Source organism: Janthinobacterium sp. EB271-G4-7A (assembly GCF_020858075.1).
Taxonomy (GTDB): domain Bacteria; phylum Pseudomonadota; class Gammaproteobacteria; order Burkholderiales; family Burkholderiaceae_D; genus Janthinobacterium; species Janthinobacterium lividum.
Genome location: NZ_JACYMI010000001.1, coordinates 2,032,350 through 2,050,149 on the forward strand (window position 1 = coordinate 2,032,350; position 17,800 = coordinate 2,050,149).

The 17,800-nt window shown below is 68.9% G+C and carries 12 protein-coding genes; 6 read left to right on the plus strand and 6 right to left on the minus strand.

Features of this window, described 5'->3' with window-relative positions; all coding sequences use genetic code 11:
- Window positions 1–40 precede the first annotated feature (40 nt).
- The 3 genes from IGS58_RS09250 to IGS58_RS09260 all read right to left on the minus strand — a co-directional run bounded on the left by IGS58_RS09250 (window position 41) and on the right by IGS58_RS09260 (window position 6,156).
- Complete coding sequence (locus IGS58_RS09250) at window positions 41–928, minus strand: LysR family transcriptional regulator (RefSeq protein ID WP_034783934.1); 888 nt, start codon at window positions 926–928, stop codon at window positions 41–43.
- A gap of 232 nt (window positions 929–1,160) precedes the next feature.
- Window positions 1,161–2,564: an SLC13 family permease gene (locus IGS58_RS09255; RefSeq protein WP_230521163.1), complete on the minus strand. Its 1,404-nt coding sequence runs from the start codon at window positions 2,562–2,564 to the stop codon at window positions 1,161–1,163.
- A 67-nt stretch (window positions 2,565–2,631) separates the two neighbouring features.
- A complete protein-coding gene (locus tag IGS58_RS09260) occupies window positions 2,632–6,156 on the minus strand; it encodes an indolepyruvate ferredoxin oxidoreductase family protein (protein WP_230522218.1) in 3,525 nt (1,174 codons plus the stop codon).
- A 429-nt stretch (window positions 6,157–6,585) separates the two neighbouring features.
- Between IGS58_RS09260 and gshA the strand changes: the two genes are divergently transcribed.
- The 5 genes from gshA (at window position 6,586) to IGS58_RS09285 (ending at window position 11,907) form a co-directional block, all read left to right on the plus strand.
- Complete coding sequence (gene gshA, locus IGS58_RS09265; protein ID WP_230521164.1) at window positions 6,586–8,217, plus strand: glutamate--cysteine ligase; 1,632 nt, start codon at window positions 6,586–6,588, stop codon at window positions 8,215–8,217.
- Between the two features lie 35 nt (window positions 8,218–8,252).
- On the plus strand, window positions 8,253–8,648 hold the full coding sequence (gene gloA / locus IGS58_RS09270) for a lactoylglutathione lyase (RefSeq protein ID WP_034783936.1): 396 nt from the start codon (window positions 8,253–8,255) through the stop codon (window positions 8,646–8,648).
- A gap of 85 nt (window positions 8,649–8,733) precedes the next feature.
- The gene (bufA1, locus tag IGS58_RS09275; protein WP_230521165.1) at window positions 8,734–10,245 is read left to right on the plus strand and encodes a BufA1 family periplasmic bufferin-type metallophore; all 1,512 of its coding nucleotides are present in this window, start codon (window positions 8,734–8,736) and stop codon (window positions 10,243–10,245) included.
- On the plus strand, window positions 10,245–11,105 hold the full coding sequence (gene bufB / locus IGS58_RS09280) for an MNIO family bufferin maturase (protein ID WP_230521166.1): 861 nt from the start codon (window positions 10,245–10,247) through the stop codon (window positions 11,103–11,105). Before bufA1 ends, bufB begins: the two co-directional genes overlap by 1 nt.
- On the plus strand, window positions 11,095–11,907 hold the full coding sequence (locus IGS58_RS09285; protein ID WP_230521167.1) for an HvfC/BufC N-terminal domain-containing protein: 813 nt from the start codon (window positions 11,095–11,097) through the stop codon (window positions 11,905–11,907). Before bufB ends, IGS58_RS09285 begins: the two co-directional genes overlap by 11 nt.
- 8 nt (window positions 11,908–11,915) lie before the next feature.
- Here the strand turns inward: IGS58_RS09285 and IGS58_RS09290 are convergent, their stop codons facing one another.
- Window positions 11,916–12,080, minus strand: a complete 165-nt coding sequence (locus IGS58_RS09290) for a hypothetical protein (protein ID WP_167468680.1) — start codon at window positions 12,078–12,080, stop codon at window positions 11,916–11,918.
- Window positions 12,081–12,293: 213 nt separating this feature from the next.
- Between IGS58_RS09290 and IGS58_RS09295 the strand changes: the two genes are divergently transcribed.
- Window positions 12,294–13,199, plus strand: a complete 906-nt coding sequence (locus tag IGS58_RS09295; protein WP_034783938.1) for a LysR family transcriptional regulator — start codon at window positions 12,294–12,296, stop codon at window positions 13,197–13,199.
- A gap of 19 nt (window positions 13,200–13,218) precedes the next feature.
- On the opposite strand, the gene IGS58_RS09300 is transcribed toward IGS58_RS09295, so the two are convergent.
- Together IGS58_RS09300 and IGS58_RS09305 are read right to left on the minus strand one after the other, a co-directional pair.
- Window positions 13,219–14,658, minus strand: coding sequence for an efflux transporter outer membrane subunit (locus IGS58_RS09300; protein WP_230521168.1), 1,440 nt, complete (start codon window positions 14,656–14,658; stop codon window positions 13,219–13,221).
- Window positions 14,655–17,795 (minus strand): efflux RND transporter permease subunit, encoded by a 3,141-nt coding sequence (locus IGS58_RS09305; protein ID WP_034783941.1) that lies wholly within the window; start codon window positions 17,793–17,795, stop codon window positions 14,655–14,657. The genes IGS58_RS09300 and IGS58_RS09305 overlap by 4 nt, the downstream gene beginning before the upstream one ends.
- Window positions 17,796–17,800: the final 5 nt, after the last annotated feature.

A 17,800-nucleotide genomic window follows, 5' to 3' on the forward strand; every position in this document is an offset into this window, starting at 1 on the left:
TCCCGGGCTGGCTGTGGCACTCGCAGGGCATATTGGCGGTTCAGGCCGCCAATATGCCCGATTCGCTCAGCGCATCATTGATCGCCTCGAACATCGGCTCTCTGGCGCGTGAGGCCAGGTGCGCGAACAGATTGCGCACGGACGACTGTGCCACGCACAGGATGTCGATTTCACCGAGACGCTGCGCTTCCAGCGCCGTGTCGCCATGCAGCAGGCCGACGCCGAGGCGCTCGGCCAGCATCGAGCGGGTGACGCTTTCGCGGTCGATGCTGATGATGCGGCGCGGACGGAAATTGCGCGTCTTGAACAGGTGCTCGGCGGCCCCGCCGCAGCACAGGCTCGATGGCGCGAAGATCCACGGCAGCTCGGCCAGCGCGTTCCAGTCGAGCGGCTGGGTGGTGTCGAGCATGCCGGCAGGCGCCGCCACGTAGACGGGGAAGCACGCCACTTCGATCGTCATCAGGTCATCGTCGGGCGAGCGCGCCTCATTGTAGAAACCCGCGTCGAGCGTACCGCTGCGGATGCCGTTCAGGGTGCCGGTGGAACTGCCGTGCTCCAGCGAGACCTCGACTTCCGGATGGTGCTCGGAAAAGCGCCGCACCAGCCGGCCAATGGCTTCGTTGTTGGACTGGCCGCCGACGCCGATGCGCAGCTTGCCGGCCAGGCGGCCCTTGATGTGGTTGGCTTCGTCGAGCAGCTCGCGATGGATGTTGAGCGTGCGTTCGGCCTTGGCCAGGATGCGCTGGCCGCTGCTGGTCAGGCTCATGCCGCGCGCCGTGCGTTCAAACAGGGTCAGGCCGAGATAATCCTCCATCGCCTTGACATGGGCACTGACTGCGGGCTGGCTCAGGAAGAGCCGTTCGGATGCGCGCGTAATGCTGCCCTCGCGCGCCACCGTGGCGAAGGTTTTCAGGTGATGGATTTCCATGAGGGGCGGGTCCATTAAGTTAAAAGATGGGTGAAATTTCAGATATTCTTATTTGTTTTTCAACTATGCATTATATGTGATTTCATTAAGAAAACCGCATTAACAATGCCTGCAAGATGGGTAATTATTTGTGACTTTTCCCTTCTCCCTGTCACCGCCGCGATGCGCGTCAGCCCTTGAAATGGCGTAAATTGTTACTTTTCGTGAGAAAGTTCCTGCGTGCGCCAGTGCGCTACAGCAGGCCGACCACGTGCCACCAGACGAAGTCCAGCGGCGTGAGTATCAGCAGGCTGAGGATGAACAGGCTCAGGCACAGGCGGGTGACGGCCGCCACCGGCAGGCTGGCCACCTGCATGGCGAAAATCAGGGGCGGCGCCTGGTAGGGCAGGCAGACATTGGAAAATGCCAGCACTTGCGTCATCAGCACCGTCATCAGCGGCAGGCCCGTGACGGCCGCCAGGTCCTGCGCCAGCGGCGTCATCGTCGCCGGCACGCCCGCCAGGTTGGTCACCAGCGACACCACCGTCGAGATCACCGTCAGCACGGCGGCGTTCCACAGCGGCGTGTCGGTGGCAAAGCGCGCATGCCGGCTCAGGCCGTGCACCACGGTTTCGCCCAGGCCGCTTTCCGAAATCACCGCGCCCAGGCCCATCACGCCGGCCACGAACAGCAGCGAGCCGTAGTTGATTTCCTGGTTCAGGCATTTTTTCGACGTCAGGTCGGCGGCCGGCCACAGGCAGACCAGGGCGGCGGCCAGGCCGACCCAGGCCGGCGACACATGATGCAGGCCGTCCGTCATCCACAGGGCCAGGCAGCCTCCCAGCACCACGGCCAGTCCCGTCTCCTGCGCCGACATGGGACCTTGCCGCTGCGCCGGCGCGGCCGCGCGCACGGGATCGGCGGCGGGAAACATCCACAGGATCAGCAGCACCAGCAGGACGGACTTGAGGATGCCCAGCACGGGAAAATGCAGCAGCAGGTAGTCGACATACGCGATCTGTACGCCATATAGATTGTCCGCCATGCCGGACAGGATCATGTTCGGCGCGTTCGACGGCAGGATGGCGAAGGTCGGCAGGAAGCTGGAAAAGCTGGCCGCCATCAGCATGCCCGTGCGGCCGTTATGGCCCGCGCCATAGCCGATATGCTCGGCCACTGCCATGGTGATGGGAATGAGCAGCACCACGCGGCCCATGCCTGAAGGCATGACGAAGGCCAGCGCCACGCTGAACAGCACGATGCCGGCGATGACGCCCGCGTAGCGCCGCCCCAGCATGCGCGACAGGATGGCCGCCGCGCGCTTGCCCAGGCCCGTGTGGCCGATGGCCGCCCCCATCACGGCGCCGCTGAACAGCAGCCAGAAGGTGGTCGACTGCAGGCCGGAGAACACGGTTTGCGCGGGCGCCATATTGCACAGCATCGCCACCAGGAAGAAGGCCAGGGCCGGCCAGTATTCGGGCACCAGGGCCGTGGCCCACATGCTGATGCAAAAGACCAGCAGCGCCACCACGCCGGCCATGGAGGCCGGCAGGTAGAGCGCGGCCGCCAAGCCGCTGGCAAGCGTCAGCGCGGCGATGGCGGCCAGCGCGCGCAGGCGCGCAACGGGCAGGGGAAGGGCGAGGGACAAGGACTTCAAGGCTGGGCTCCTGGGCGCGCCGGCGCGGCAAGGCGCCGCGCCGTGTGGTGGTCAATGGAAAACATGTTTACTGGTAGCGCCGGATGGCGATGGTGCGGAAAGGCTGCTGGGCGTGTGGCGCGGCGGGGACAGCGGGAGCGGCCGGCTGCTCCAGCCTGGCCAGCAGCGCCTGCGCGCGCAGTTCGGCGGCATCGATGCTGGCCAGTTTCACGTGGCCGTAGCCGCGGATGGCCTGCGGCAGTTCGGCCAGCGCCACGATGGAATCGAGGTTCCCGGCGCTCAGGCGCGGCAGCAGGGCGTCGAGGCGTGCCGTGTAGTCGGTGATCAGCTGGCGCTCGCGGCGCCGTTCGGCGCTGTAGCCAAACACGTCGAACCGCGTGCCGCGCAGCCCCCTGGCCCTGGCCAGCAGCGCCAGCAGCCTGCCCATCCAGGGGCCGAAGGCGCGCTTGCGCTTGCCCAGCAGCGGCGGCGCCATATGGAAGGTGAGCGTCACGTCGCCCTCGAACTGCTGCTGCAGCTCGCGCTGGAACTGGCCGTCCGAGAACAGCCGCGCCACCTCGTATTCATCCTTGTAGGCCAGCAGCTTGCTGTAGCCGCGCGCCACGGCCAGGGTCAGCACGGGCGGCGCATCGGCGCCGAAGACGGCGCTTTCGCGCTCGCGCACGCGCGCGACGAACGCCTGGAAGCGTTCCGCCAGCGCCGCGTTCTGGTAGCGCGCCAGCATGGCGCTGCGCTGTTCCACCAGCGCGCCCAGGCTGGCGTCTTCCGCCAGCGGACCCGCGGCCACGCCTTGCAGCAGGGGCGCACCGCAGGCGGCCAGGCGGCCGGCGGCAAAGGCCGCCTTGTTGGCGTCGACGGCCACGCCATTCAATTCGATGGCCCGTTCCAGCGCCGCCAGGCCGACGGGGATCAGGCCGCGCTGCCACGCAAAGCCCATCAGCAGTATATTGGCCATGATGGTGTCGCCCATCAGCTGGCGCGCCAGCACCTGGCCGTTGCATTCGGCGATGTGTTCCACGCCGACGGCGTGGCGCAGCTTGTCCATCAGGGCGCCCGCATGCTGCGGCGCATCCGGATCGCGCACCATGGCGGCGGTGGGGAACTGATGCGTGTTGGCGACCACGCGCGTGTGGCCGTGGCGCAGGGTCTGCAGCGCGTCGGCGCTGGCGCCGACCACCATGTCGCAGGCCAGCATCGCATCGGTCTGGCCGATGTCGATGCGCGCCTGGTGCAGATCCTGGCCGGCCAGGGCCAGGCGCACGAAGGACAGCACGGCGCCGCCCTTTTGCGCAAAGCCCATGAAGTCGAGCACCGAGGCTTGCTTGCCCTCCAGGTGTGCGGCCATGGAAACGAGCGCGCCCACCGTCACCACGCCCGTGCCGCCCACCCCCGTCACCAGCAGGTTGAACGGGCCGTGCCAGGCATGCGGCGCGGGCAGGGGCAGGGCGGCCGCGGCGCGGCGCAGGGCTTGCGGATCGATGGCGGCGTCGGCTGCCTTGCGCAAGGCGCCGCCGCGCACGGAGACGAAGCTGGGGCAAAAGCCGTTGGCGCAGGAATAATCCTTGTTGCAGGACGACTGGTCGATGGCGCGCTTGCGGCCGTAGCCCGTTTCCAGGGGCACGATGGACAGGCAGTTCGACTGGACACCGCAATCGCCGCATCCCTCGCACACGGCGCTGTTGATGACCATGCGGCGCGGCGGATCGGGCAACTCCTTTTTCTTGCGGCGCCGGCGCAGCTCGGCCGCGCAAGTCTGGTCGTAAATCAGCACGGTGACGCCCTTCACCTCGCGCAGGCGGCGCTGCACCTGGTCGAGCTCTTCGCGTCCGTGGAAGGTGGCGGGCGGCGGGAAGCGGCCGTGCAAGCCCGCGTATTTTTCCGGCGCGTCGCTGACCACGGCAATCGCCTTGGCGCCCTCGGCATGCACTTGCCAGGCGATGGCGTCGACCGTCAGGCTGCCGTCGATGGGCTGGCCGCCCGTCATGGCCACGGCGTCGTTGTATAAAATCTTGTAGGTGATATTGGCGCGCCCGGCGATGGCCTGGCGGATGGCCAGGAAGCCCGAGTGGAAATACGTGCCGTCGCCCAGGTTCTGGAACACGTGCGGAGTGGTGCTGAACATCGAGTGCGCCACCCAGTCGACGCCTTCGCCGCCCATCTGTATCAGCCCGGTGGTATCGCGCTCCATCCACGAGGCCATGAAATGGCAGCCGATGCCGGCCTGCGCGCGCGAACCCTGCGGCACCTTGGTCGAGCTGTTGTGCGGGCAGCCGGAACAAAAATAAGGCTGGCGCCGCACGCCGTCGGCCGCATTGGCCAGCAGCGCGGCGGGCGCGAAGCCGGGCAGCAGGGCGCGGCGGTCGAGCGCCGGCTTGTGCCGCGCCAGCCAGGCCGCCAGCACGCCGGCGATGCGCGACGGGCGCAGTTCGCCCTGCGCCGGCAGCAGCGGAGCGCCGCCGGCATCGAGCTTGCCCAGCACCAGCGGGCGGGCGCTGTCCGGCAAGTTGTAGAACAGGGTGCGGATCTGCTGCTCCACCAGCGGCCCCTTTTCCTCGATGACGAGGATTTCCCGCAAGCCCGCCTTGAATTGCGCCAGGCGTTCGGCTTCCAGCGGAAAACTCAGGCCCACCTTGTACAGGCGCACGCCGGCGCGTTCCAGCGCATCGAGACTGAGGCCCAGGCGCCGCAGCACTTCGAGCACGTCGAGATGCGCCTTGCCGCAGGTGACGATGCCGATATCGGCTTGCGGGCTGGGACACAGCAGGCGGTCGATGCTGTTGGCGCGCGCGAACGCGTGCACGGCGGCCAGCTTGTGCGCGTGGCGCGTCTCGATGGGCAGGCCGGGCAGGTCGGGCCAGCGGTAATGCAGGCCGCTGGCAGGCACGGTGTATTCGGCCGGCTGCTCGAAGCGCGTGCACAGGCCGTCCAGGTCGACCGTGGCGCCGCTTTCCACCGTTTCGGAAATGGCCTTGAAGCCCACCCACATGCCGGAAAAGCGCGACAGCGCCCAGCCGTACAGGCCAAATTCCAGGTATTCGGCGATGCTGGCCGGATTGACGATGGGCATGCTCCACGCCTGCATGGCGAAATCGCTCTGGTGCGGCATCGATGACGAGACGCAGCCGTGGTCGTCGCCGGCCACCACCAGCACGCCGCCGTGCGGCGAGGAACCGTACACATTGCCATGCTTGAGCGCATCGCCGGCCCGGTCAACGCCCGGTCCCTTGCCGTACCAGAGAGCGAACACGCCGTCGGCCGTGCGCTGGGGATCGGTCTCGACCTGCTGGCTGCCCAGCACGGCGGTGGCTGCCAGCTCTTCGTTAATGGCGGGCAGGAAACGGATCTGCTGCGCTTCCAGCACGCCGCGCGCGCGCCACAGCGCCTGGTCGTATCCGCCCAGCGGCGAGCCCCGGTAGCCGCTGATGAAGCCGGCCGTGTTCAGGCCCCGCTCGCGGTCGAGCCAGCGCTGCATCAGCGGCAGGCGCACCAGTGCCTGGGTGCCGGTCAGGAAGACGCTGCCGCCGCGTGCCAGCAAGTTGTCCTCCAGCGCATAAGTGCTCAGGCGTACAACGCCCGGGTCGTCCGCGACCATCTTGTCCATCACTTCCACCTGTGTTCTCCCATCGCCTTGTCGGCTTCCTTGTTGGCTTGCATGCCGCATGCACGCATGCATGTGTCTTGAGCACGCTGCCGTGTCGGCGCGCCGGATACGGAAGAGGGGGGGCGCCGGCGCTGCGATGCCGGCGCAACCAAACTTTTCCGTCTATTGATATTCGTTTATCAAGATAAGGGGCCGCGCGGGACGGCGCAATTCGCAAATGCTGAGTGCAGCACTCAATAACACTGATGCGAACGCCGGTGCCGGGCGCAGGCCTCGGAAATCCGGGTGCCTGGCCCCTGGCATCAGTGTTTCTGATCCCCGCACTCAGGATTTGCGAGTTGTGTGGTGCGGGGCTTGGGGCTTATCGTCGGCGTCGAGATGGAAAGCCGAACGATGTTTTTTTGTAAAGGCAGCACAGCTATGAGTTCATTATTGACGCGCCGCATGGCGCTGCTGGCAGGCGCGGACGGACATGCGCTGCTGGCCCAGGGATTGCGAGGCATCGAGCGCGAAGCGCTGCGCGTGGACGGCCGCGGCCACCTGGCCGCCACGGCGCATCCGCTGGCGCTGGGCGCGGCCCTGACCCATCCCACCATCACGACCGACTATGCGGAGGCGCTGATCGAGCTGATCACGCCGCCCGAGCAGGATACGGCCGCCATGCTGGACGGTTACGACGCCTTGCACCGTTTCGTCTTCAGCGGACTGGGCGACGAAATGCTGTGGAGCCACTCGATGCCGTGCCGCCTGCCCGCCGACCCCGACATCCCGATCGCCTGGTACGGCAACTCGCACATCGGCATGCTCAAGCATGTCTACCGGCGCGGCCTGGCGCTGCGCTATGGCAAAAGCATGCAGTGCATCGCCGGCATCCACTACAACTACTCGCTGCCGCCCGCATTGTGGGAGCGCCTGCGCGCGGACGAGGGCGATGGCCGCACGGCGATGCAGTTTCAGTCGGAAAGCTATGTCGGGCTGATCCGTAACTTCCGCCGCTATGGCTGGCTGCTGATGTATCTGTTCGGCGCCGCGCCAGCCCTGTCGGCGCATTTCCCGGGGCGCGGCGACTTCCCGCTGGAGCAGCTGTCGGCCGATACCTTGTACCTGCCGTACGCCACCAGCCTGCGCATGAGCGACATGGGCTACCAGAACGATGCCCAGGCCGGCCTGACCCCCGACTACAACACGCTCGACAGCTATATCACCAGCCTGGCGGCGGCGATGAACCATCCGTACCTGCCGTATGTCGAGCTGGGCACGCGGCGCGAGGGGCAGTGGGTGCAGATCAATACCAACCGCCTGCAGATCGAGAACGAGTACTACTCGGCGATCCGCCCCAAGCGCGTGGCGCACAGCGGCGAGCGCCCCTTGCATGCGCTGGCCCAGCGCGGCGTGCAGTATGTGGAGGTGCGCTGCCTCGATGTCGACCCGTTCGAGCCGCTGGGCATCGGCGCGCCAGCCTGCCACTTCCTCGACGCCTTTCTGCTGTTTTGCGCGCTGCAGGACAGCCCGCTCACCGGCCATGCGGAAAGCCGCGAGAACACCGAGAATTTCGCCCGCACCGTCAAGGAAGGGCGCCGTCCGGGACTGCTGCTGGAGCGCCACGGCGAACAGCTCAGCCTGCAGGCCTGGGCTGGCGAGCTGCTCGATCGCATTGCCCCCATGGCCGCGCTGCTGGACCAGGCGCGCGGCGGCGACGATTGCGCCACGGCGCTGGCGGCGCAGCGCGCCAAGCTGGCGGACGTGACGCTGACGCCTTCGGCGCGCGTGCTGGCGGCGATCCGCGCCGAGCAAGGCAGTTTCGACGCGTTCGCCCTGCGCCAGAGCGCGGCGCACGCGGCGCATTTTCGCGGCCGTCCCCTGGCGCCTGCGGCGCTGGCGCGCTTCACGGCGCAGGCCGATGCCTCGCTGGCCGAGCAGGAGCGCGTGGAACGCGCCGACAGCGGCGACTTCGGCCAGTTCGTCCAGCGCTACCAGGCCGGCGCCCGCTACCTGCCGGTGCCGGACGAACCGGCCATGGAAGCTGTCTTGCCACAGCAGCGCGTAGCCTGAAGTCCTTGTCCAAACCTGATCCGAGCCATCACACCATGCGCATACTTCATTGCATGCTGCGCGTCGCCGACCTCGACGCCGCGCTGCATTTTTACCGCGACGCCCTGGGCATGACCCTGCAGCGGCGCCACGATTATCCGGATGCGCGCTTTACGCGCGCCATTGTCGCCTATGGCGAAGCGCCGGCGCATGCCGCCATCGAACTGACGCATAACTGGGACCGGCAAGCCTACACCCACGGCGACGCCTACGGCTACCTGGCCCTGGCGGTCGACGATGCGGCCAGCGTCTGCGCCAGGGTGCGCGCGCATGGCGGCACGGTCACGCGCGAGGCGGGGCCGATGAAACACGGCAGCAATGTCATCGCCTTCGTGCAGGACCCCGACGGCTACCGCATCGAGCTGATCGAAGCGAGCGCGCACTATGACTGATACATCGACTTAACAACGACTGACACGGCATGGCAGGCGCGCCACTGGCGGCGCCTGCCGGCATTTTTGAAAAGGAAGCCACCGCATGGTGCAAGTATCAACGACAAGCAAGGCCGCCACGCCGCCAGCGCCAGTGCCGCAGCCGCAGAACCGGCAGGCGCTGGTACAGGCGGCCGTGGCCGCGGCCTGCGCCCTGGCCGTGGCGCTCCCCGCGCCGGCGCAGGCGCCGGAAAAAAAGGCCGCCGCCAAGAGCGAAATCTGCTACGGCGTGGCCAAGGCCGGCCAGAATGAATGCGCCAATACCACCTGCTTCCATTTGTGTTCGGGCATGGCGACCGTCGACCGCGATCCTGGCGAATGGATGACCGTCCCGGCCGGCACGTGCACGGCGCTGGGCGGCAAGGTGGAAGCGGCGCCGCTGGCCTGCCCGGGCGCGGCGCCCGCCAGGACCGGCCCACCGGCCGATGTGGCGGCGGGCGAAGCGCTGTACCACGAGGGTGACGCGGCGCGCGCGCTGCCGGCGTGCGCCGCCTGCCATGGCCCCAAGGGCAATGCCGCCGTCGCCGATTATCCGAAGCTGGCCGGGCAGAACCTGGCCTACCTGGATGGCCAGCTGCGCGCCTTCCGCTCGCATGCGCGCGTCAGCCCCCTGATGAACACGGCTGTCGCGCCCCTGACGGATGGCGATATCGCCAACCTGTCCGCCTATTTGTCCAGGCAAAAGCCGGACGCCATCGACCCCAGCCTGACCACCCCCGTGGCCGCCGGCAAGTCGTTCCGCGATTGCGACGGCGCGTGCCCGGAGATGGTGCCGCTGCCGGCCGGGCGCTTCCTCATGGGATCGCCGCCTGGCGAGAGCGGGCGCTTCGGCAATGAAGGCCAGCACCCGGTCGAGATCCTGCAGCCGTTTGCCATCGGCCGCTTCAGCCTGACGTTCGAGCAGTTCGACGCCTGCATCCAGGATGGCGGCTGCGACGGCTACCGGCCGTCAGACGAAGGCTGGGGACGCGGCACGCGCCCGGCCGTCAACGTCAGCTGGAACGATGCGCAAAGCTATCTGCGCTGGCTGTCGAAAAAGAGCGGGGCGCGCTACCGCCTGCCCACCGAGGCCGAGTGGGAATATGCGGCGCGCGCGGGCACCGTCACGGCGCGCTGGTGGGGCGAGGACATCACGCGCGGCGACGCCAAGTATGGCCCCGACGACTGCCCGCAGCAGAAGCATTGCGGCGGCGTCGTCTCCGGTTCGGGCAACTGGCCCACCACGGCGCCCGTGGGCAGCTACGCGCCCAATCCGGCAGGGCTGTACGACGTGCTGGGCAATGTGTGGCAGTGGACGGCCGATTGCTGGCACAGCGACTACGAAGGCGCGCCGAAAGATGGCCGCGTGTGGGATGAAGCGGCTTGCAAGAAGCGCGTGGCGCGCGGCGCCTCCTGGACCGACACGCCGAACTTCGTGCGCGCGGCCACCCGCCTGGGCCTGGGCGCGGAAGGGCGGCGCGGCTGGATCGGCCTGCGCGTGGTGCGCGAGATGGACGCGGCGCCCGGCACGGCGGCCAAGGGCGGCGCGGCGCCGGCGGGCACGCGCGGCTTGCCCTGATGCGCGACGTGGCGCAGGCCGCGCCCCTGGTGGGCATCGGCCTGCGCGGCGCGCATTACCGCGACATGCTGGCGCGGCGCCAGCCCGTGGACTGGCTCGAGGTCCACAGCGAGAACTACCTGGCCGAAGGCGGCTGGGACCTGCACGTGCTCGAGACGCTGCGCGCCGATTATCCCGTCTCGCTGCATGGCGTCGGCATGGGCCTCGGCTCGGTGCACGGCTTTTCGCGCGCGCACGTGGAGCGCATCGCCCGCCTGGCCGCGCGCATCGAGCCGATGCTGGTGTCCGAGCACCTGTGCTGGGGCGCCACTGGCGAGGCGATGCTCAACGACTTGCTGCCGCTGCCGTTGAACGGTGCCAGCCTGGAACTGGTTTGCCGGCGCGTCGACCTGGTGCAGGAGGTACTAGGCCGTCGCCTTCTGCTGGAGAACGTCTCTACCTATCTGCGCTTTCCCGGCGACAGCTGGGGCGAGACGGAGTTCCTCGCCTGCGTGGCGCGCCGCACCGGCTGCGGCGTGCTGCTGGACATCAATAACCTGTATGTCAATCAATGCAACCACGGCGAGGATGCCGTGGCCGCGATGGCGGCGCTGGCGCCGGGCCTGGTCGGCGAATTGCATCTGGCCGGCCACTGCGAAGATGGCGGCCTGCTGGTCGACCACCACGGCGCGCCCGTGGCCGCTGCCGTGTGGGAACTATACCGGGCCGCCTTGCGCCGCTACGGTCCGCTGCCCACCCTGGTCGAATGGGATACCAACTTGCCGCCCTTCGCCACCTTGCTCGACGAAGTGGCCCGCGCGCGGGCGCTTGCCGGCGAGGTGCTCGCGCCGGCGGGCCTGGCGGCGCGCGATGACGCTTGAGGAGCTGGCGCGCCTGCAGGCCGCGTTCGGCGCGCAGATCAGCGCGCGCACGCCGGATGCCTGCGCGCTGGCGCCGTGGCTGGACACCGATGCGCGCAGCGCCAGCGCCCTGGCGCGCTATGCCCAGGCGCTGCGCCAGCATCACGCGCGCTCGCTGGAGCTCGTGTATCCGGTGCTGCGCGCGCTGGGCGGCGCCTCCTGGTTCCTGGCCATGGCGCATGCCTACGGCGATGCGCATCCGTCGCGCAGCGCCGACCTGGCCCGTTTCGGCGCCAGCCTGCCGATGTTTCTTGCCGCCTGGCCACCGGCCGCCGCGCATGGCTATTTTGCCGACGTGGCGCGGCTGGAGTGGCTGCTGCATGAAGTCCATGGCGCGCTCGATGCCGCTGCGCTGACCTTGCGCGACGTGCAGGCGGCCGGGGCGGACCAGGTCGATGCCTGGCAGCTGGCGCTGCATCCGGCGGCCGTGCCGTACCGTTCGCCCTGGCGCGCGGCGGCGATCTGGCTGGCGCACGACGCCGCGGCGCGGCATGCCATGCCGCCTGATGCACGGGGCGAGACGCTGGCACTCGTGTACCGCCATGGCTGGTCGGCGCAGGTGCGCGAGATCGACGCGGTGGAGGCGGCGGCGCTGGACGTGCTGGCTGGCGGGGCCACCCTGGGCGCTGCGCTGGCGGCGGCGCAGCAGGCGCACCTGAAGGGCAACGGCTGCACGCCGTTCGCGCCGGCGCCCTTGCTGCTGCGCTGGCTGGCCGATGGCTTGCTGGTGCAGGCGAGTGATGGCGGGCGCGCGCTGAAGTAGAGGCGTGCCTACAATGGCCAGCCGCAGGTACCCCAGCCGGTGGCGTCCAGAGGATAGGCATCGGCCGGCGCGGCCGCAGCCTTGCCTTCGCTGCCGTCTTGCTCCTGCTCCTGGATCGGCGCTTCGCTGGCCGGCGCAAGGAAGCGCGCGGCCCAGGACAGCAGGCGGCTCACCGGGTGCTCCCTGGCATCGATGCCAGTGCGTGGTAAATGGTGCGGAAGGCTGGGGCGGATGAAGGAGCAAGAATGGCTGGCATGTCGTTGTCGATCAAAGTGGCGATGCAGCCATCGTAGCGCCGCGCCGGGCGCGCCGGAAGGCGTGTGGCGCGCAATGTATCCATGCGTCTGGCGCCATGGCGCCAGCAAATCATGCTAAGGTAAGAAACTATGTCGATACCCGATCTGAACCTGTTAATCACCCTCGATGTCCTGCTTGCCGAAGGCAGCGTCACGCGCGCCGCGCGGCGCTTGCGCCTGAGTCCATCGGCCATGAGCCGCGCCCTGGCGCGCCTGCGCGAGACGACCGGCGATCCGCTGCTGGTGCGCGCCGGGCGTGAACTGGTGCCCACGCCGCGCGCGCTGGAGCTGCGCGAACGGGTGGGCCAGCTGGTGGGCGAGGCGCTGGCCGTGCTGGGACCGGCGCAGCGGCTCGATCCGCGCCAGCTGGAGCAGACCTTCACGCTGCGTTCGAGCGACGGTTTCGTGGAAAATTTCGGTCCTGCGCTGCTTGCGCATATCGGCGCGCAGGCGCCCGGCGTGCGCCTGCGTTTCGTGCAAAAGGTCGACCGTGAAAGCGTGCAGCTGCGCGAGGGCAGCATCGACCTGGAGACGGGCGTGATCGGCAATTTCACCAGCCCGGAAGTGCGCACGCGCAGGCTGTTCGGCGACCGTTTCGTGGGCGTGGTGCGCAGCGGCCATGCGCTGGCCCAGGGCGAGATCAGCGCCGAGCGCTATGCGGCCGGCCAGCATGTGCTGGTGGCGCGGCGCGACCAGGATACGGGGCCGATGGACGACGCGCTGGCGGCGCTGGGACTGCAGCGCACGATCGCCAGCATCGTCGGCGGCTTCACGGCGGCGCTGGCGCTGGCCGCCGGTTCCGACCTGATCGCCACCGTACCGGAACGGCATACGGGCAATCTGCGCGCCGGCATGTTCAGCTTTGCGCTGCCGCTGCGCATGCCGGATCTGACCGTCTCCCTGATGTGGCATCCACGCATGGACGCCGACCCCGCCCACCGCTGGCTGCGCGGCTGCGTGGTCGACGCCTGCGCCGGCCAGTCAGGCGCCGCCTGACGCCGCCGGCAGCGTCATCCTAGCGCGTCACAGGCCCGTCGAAGCCGCCCGCCATGGCCGTGTAGCCACGGGCCGTGGCGATGGCCACGTCGCGGTGAGCCGTCACCAGCTGCTCCTGCGTGGCCAGCGCAATACGTTCCGCTTCGAGCACGCCGAGCAGGCTTTCCGCGCCTTCCTGGTAGCGCACCCTTGCCAGGCGCGCGCTCTCCTGCGCTAGCTGGTGCGCCTCGCGCAGTTCCGCGTGGCGGCTGCGCAGCTGTACCCATTGCGCGATGGCGCTGTCGGTTTCCTCCAGTGCCAGCGCCAGCGCCTTGTCGAAGCCGGCCTGCGCGGCCAGCACTTCGGCGCCGGCTGCGCGCGCGCGGGCGCGGCGCGTGCCGCCATCGAACAGCGGCAGGGAAAAGGCGGCGCCCGCATGCCAGCGCGCCGCATCGCCGCCATTCCAGTCGCCGGCCACGCCGGAGGCGCCGAACAGCGCGCCCAGGCTGATGCGCGGGAAGCGCTCGGCGATGGCGGCGCCTTCGCGGGCGCTGGCCGCCGCCAGCGCCCGTTCGGCCGCGCGCACGTCGGGCCGGCGCAGCAGCAAATGGGCCGGTTCGTCCGTCAGCAAGGATTGCGGCAGTGCCAGCGGCATCGGCTGGTCGAGCGCCGCCAGTTCCGGCGCATCGAGGCGCTGTCCCGTGAGGGTGGCCAGCCGGTTGCGCGCCACGCGCTCATCAAAGTTCAGGCTGGGCAGGCGGGCACTGGCCAGGCGCATCTGCGCCTCGGCGCGCATGCGTTCGGCCGGCGCGGCGCGGCCCGCGTTCTCTCGCTCGCGCACCAGCCGCAAGGTGCCGGACTGGTTCGATAATTGCTCCTGCAGGCTGGCGCGCATCTGCTGCGCGCCGCGCAGCACCAGGTAGGCATCGACCACCTGCGCCAGGATCAGGCGCCGCACGTCGTCGCGCACGGCGGCGCGCTCGTCCGCCGAAGCCTCGGCCGCGGCGATGCTGTGGCGCACGCGGCCGAACAGGTCGAGCTCCCAGCTGAAGACGGCGTTCCACTGCACCGGCGAGGCGATGTGCGGCTGGCCGTCGCTGCTCTCGATCGCCGCCAGGCGCGCGCGCCCGGCCTGGGCATCAAGATCTACCGTCGGCAGGCGGGCGCCGCGCGCCGCTTGCGCGAATTCGTTGGCGCTGGCCAGGCGCGCGGTGGCGATGCGCACGTCGTAATTGTCTTGCCAGGCGCGCTGGACCAGCTGCTCCAGCCTGGCATCGCCCAGTTCTTGCCACCACCGCGCGGGCGGCGCGCCGGCTTGTAGCTCCGGTGCGCCGGCGGCCGAGGGCAGGACCGGCAGCTGCGCCGTGTCGAGCGCCCGCGTGGCCGTGGGCGTGCCGACGCTGCAGCCGGCCAGGGACAGCATGGCGGCCGCCAGCAGCGGCGCGGCGTGGCGCGTGTTCAAGTGAATCATGCGGCTCATGCGGCTTCTCCCAGCGCGACCGTGCGCGCGGCAGGCGCCGTGCGGCGTCTGCTCAGCAAGGTGAAAAACAAGGGTGTAAACAACAGACCCGACAAGGTCACGCCCAGCATGCCGGCGAAGACGGCCGTGCCCATCGACTGGCGCATTTCCGCGCCCGCACCGGAAGACAGCATCAGCGGTATCGCGCCCAGCAAGAAAGCCAGTGAGGTCATCAGGATGGGCCGCAGACGCGTGCGGGCGGCGGCTATGGCCGCTTCGCGCGCATCGGCGCCGGCCGCCATCGCCTGGCGCGCGAATTCGACGATCAGGATGGCATTCTTGGCAGCCAGGCCGATCAGCACCACGATGCTGATCTGCGTCAGCACGTTGTTGTCCAGGCCGCGCCACGATACCCCGATCAGCGTGGCCAGCACGCAGCTGGGTACGATCAGCACGACGGACAGGGGTAGCAGCCAGCTTTCAAACAGGGCCGCCAGCAGCAGGTACACCAGCAGCACGGCCAGGCCCAGCACCATGCCGGTGCTGCCGCCCGCGTGTTTTTCCTGCAGCGCCAGTTCCGTCCACTCGTAGTCGAAGCCGGCCGGCAGGCGCGCCTTGAGCAGTTCTTCCATCGCGGCGATGGTTTGCCCCGTCGAGTAGCCAGGCTTGGTGCTGCCCTGGATTTCGGCGGCAGGATACAGGTTGTAGCGCGGCACGCGGAACGGCGCCGTGCCTTCGCTGAAGGTGGCCACGCTGCCCAGCGGTACCATGTCGCCGTTGGCGGCGCGTGTCTTCAACGCGGCCAGGTCGGCCACGCTGCGCCGGTAGGGCGCGTCCGCCTGCGCGGTGACCCGCCAGACCCGGCCCATCAGATTCATGTCGTTGACGAACACGGGCGCCATGTAGCTTTGCAGGGTCTCGTTGACGCGCAGCAGCGGCACGCCCAGGTACTCGGCCTTGGTGCGGTCCAGTTCAACCTTGATCTGCGGGCTCATGGCGTTGAACGGCGTGAAGGCGCCCATCACCGAGGGCAGTTTCCCCGCTTCCTCGGCGATGCCGCGCGCGGCCGCCTGCAACGCTTGCGGTCCCAGGCCGCCCGTGTCGCGCAGCATCAGCTTGAAGCCGCCGCCGGTGCCGATGCCGGGCACGGAAGGCGGGGGTATCACCATCACGCGCGCCGCGCTGATGGGCGCCAGCCTGGCGCGCATGGCGCCCAGCATGGCCGGGCCGTCCAGGCCATCGCTGGCGCGCGCGCCGAAGTCCTTGAACATGGTGAAGATGACGGCCGTGTTGGGCGCCGAGGTAAACGTGGCGCCGTCGGTGCCGACGAAGGCGGCCGTGTGGGCCACGCCGGGGTGGCTCATCAGGCGGGCCGTGGCGTCCTGCACCACTTCGCTGGTGCGCGCCAGGGTCGAGCCGGCCGGCAGCTGGATCGAAACGATGGCATAGCCGCGGTCCAGCTGCGGCACGAAGCCGCGCGGGGTCACGTCCAGGCGCCACAGGGTCAGGCCCGCCAGCACCAGGTACACGGGCAGCATCAGCCAGCGCCGCGAGAGTATGCGCCCGGTCAGCTGCACATAGCCGCCTGTCAGGCGGGAAAAACCGCGGTTAAAGATGGTCATCCAGCGCGCGCCCAGGCTGTTGGCATCGTGCTGCGGCTTGAGCAGCAGCGCGGCCAGGGCCGGCGACAGCGTCAGCGAGACCAGCGCGGAGATCACGGTGGAGGCGGCGATGGTGACGGCGAACTGGCGGTAGAACATGCCGGAGATGCCATCGATGAAGGCCGTCGGCACGAACACCGCCACCAGCACCAGCGCGATGGCGACCAGGGCGAAGCCCACCTCGTTCATGCTGCGCTGCGCCGCGGCGACGGGGCTCATGCCTTCCTCCATGTGGCGCTCGACGTTTTCCACCACCACGATGGCATCATCGACGACGATGCCGATCGCCAGCACCAGGCCGAACAGCGACAGGGTATTGAGCGTATAGCCCATCGCGGCAAGCACCGTGAAGGTGCCGACCAGGGACACGGGAATGGCCAGGATGGGAATGATGGCGGCGCGCCACGAGCCGAGAAACAGCAGCATGGCCAGGCAAACCAGCAGTGCCGCCTCGAAGATGGTGTCGCGCACCTTGTCGATCGAGGAGCGGATGAATTCGGTCGGGTTGTAGTAGGCGTGGTAGGCGACATCCTGCGGGAAATCGGCCTCCATTTTCGCCAGCTGGGCCAGCACGCGGTCGCCCGTGGCCAGCGCGTTCGAGCCGGGCAGCAGGCTGATGCCCAGCGCGATGGCCGTGCGGTTGTCGACGAAGCCGCTTTCCGTGTAATCCTGCGCGCCCATCTCGACGCGCGCCACGTCGCGCAGGCGCACCACGCCGCCATCGGCATGGGCGGCCACGACGATCGCTTCGAATTCGGCCACGTCGCGCAAGCGGCTTTGCGCCTGCACCTGCACCTGGTAGGCACCGTCGCTGCCGCCCGGCGGCTGGTTCAATACCCCCGCCGCGACCTGCGAATTGGCTTGCCGCACGGCGGCGATCACTTCCGGCGCCGTCAGGCCCAGCGAGGCCACGCGCGCCGGGTCGAGCCAGATGCGCATCGAGAAGTCGCGCGCGCCGCGCGTGTAGATGTCGCCGACGCCTTCAACGCGGGCCAGCTTGTCCTTGATGGCGGTGCCGATGAAGTTGGAGATGTACTGCTGGTCGCGCGTGCCTTTCGGCGAATCGAACAGCACCACCATCAGCAGGTCGGGCGAGGCCTTCTTGACGGCCAGCCCCAGCCGGCGCACGGCTTCGGGCAGGCGCGCTTCGGCTACCGCCACGCGGTTCTGCACCAGCGACTGGGCCTGCTCGACGTTGGTGCCCGGCTTGAACACCACGCTGATGGTCAGCTTGCCGTCGCCCACCGATTGCGAGGACATGTAGAGCATGCCGTCGACGCCATTGATTTCCTGTTCGATCGGCGCGGCGACGGTATCGGCGATTTCCTGCGCCGAGGCGCCCGGGTAGTTGGCCTTCACCGTGACCGTGGGCGGCACGATCTCGGGAAACTCCGAGATCGGCAGGCGCATGGCCGACACCGCACCCACCAGCGTGATCAGGATAGACAGCACGATGGCAAACACGGGACGGCGGATGAAAAATTGGGAAAAGCGCATGGTCT

Bases quoted from the DNA above. Each gene is read 5' to 3' on its own strand.
- IGS58_RS09305 (WP_034783941.1), bottom strand. From the start codon at position 17,795: ATGCGCTTTTCCCAATTTTTCATCCGCCGTCCCGTGTTTGCCATCGTG.
- IGS58_RS09250 (WP_034783934.1), bottom strand. From the start codon at position 928: ATGGAAATCCATCACCTGAAAACCTTCGCCACGGTGGCGCGCGAGGGC.
- gloA (WP_034783936.1), top strand. From the start codon at position 8,253: ATGCGCATACTTCATTGCATGCTGCGCGTCGCCGACCTCGACGCCGCG.
- gshA (WP_230521164.1), top strand. From the start codon at position 6,586: ATGAGTTCATTATTGACGCGCCGCATGGCGCTGCTGGCAGGCGCGGAC.
- bufB (WP_230521166.1), top strand. From the start codon at position 10,245: ATGCGCGACGTGGCGCAGGCCGCGCCCCTGGTGGGCATCGGCCTGCGC.
- IGS58_RS09295 (WP_034783938.1), top strand. From the start codon at position 12,294: ATGTCGATACCCGATCTGAACCTGTTAATCACCCTCGATGTCCTGCTT.
- bufA1 (WP_230521165.1), top strand. From the start codon at position 8,734: ATGGTGCAAGTATCAACGACAAGCAAGGCCGCCACGCCGCCAGCGCCA.
- IGS58_RS09260 (WP_230522218.1), bottom strand. From the start codon at position 6,156: ATGGTCGCGGACGACCCGGGCGTTGTACGCCTGAGCACTTATGCGCTG.
- IGS58_RS09300 (WP_230521168.1), bottom strand. From the start codon at position 14,658: ATGAGCCGCATGATTCACTTGAACACGCGCCACGCCGCGCCGCTGCTG.
- IGS58_RS09285 (WP_230521167.1), top strand. From the start codon at position 11,095: ATGACGCTTGAGGAGCTGGCGCGCCTGCAGGCCGCGTTCGGCGCGCAG.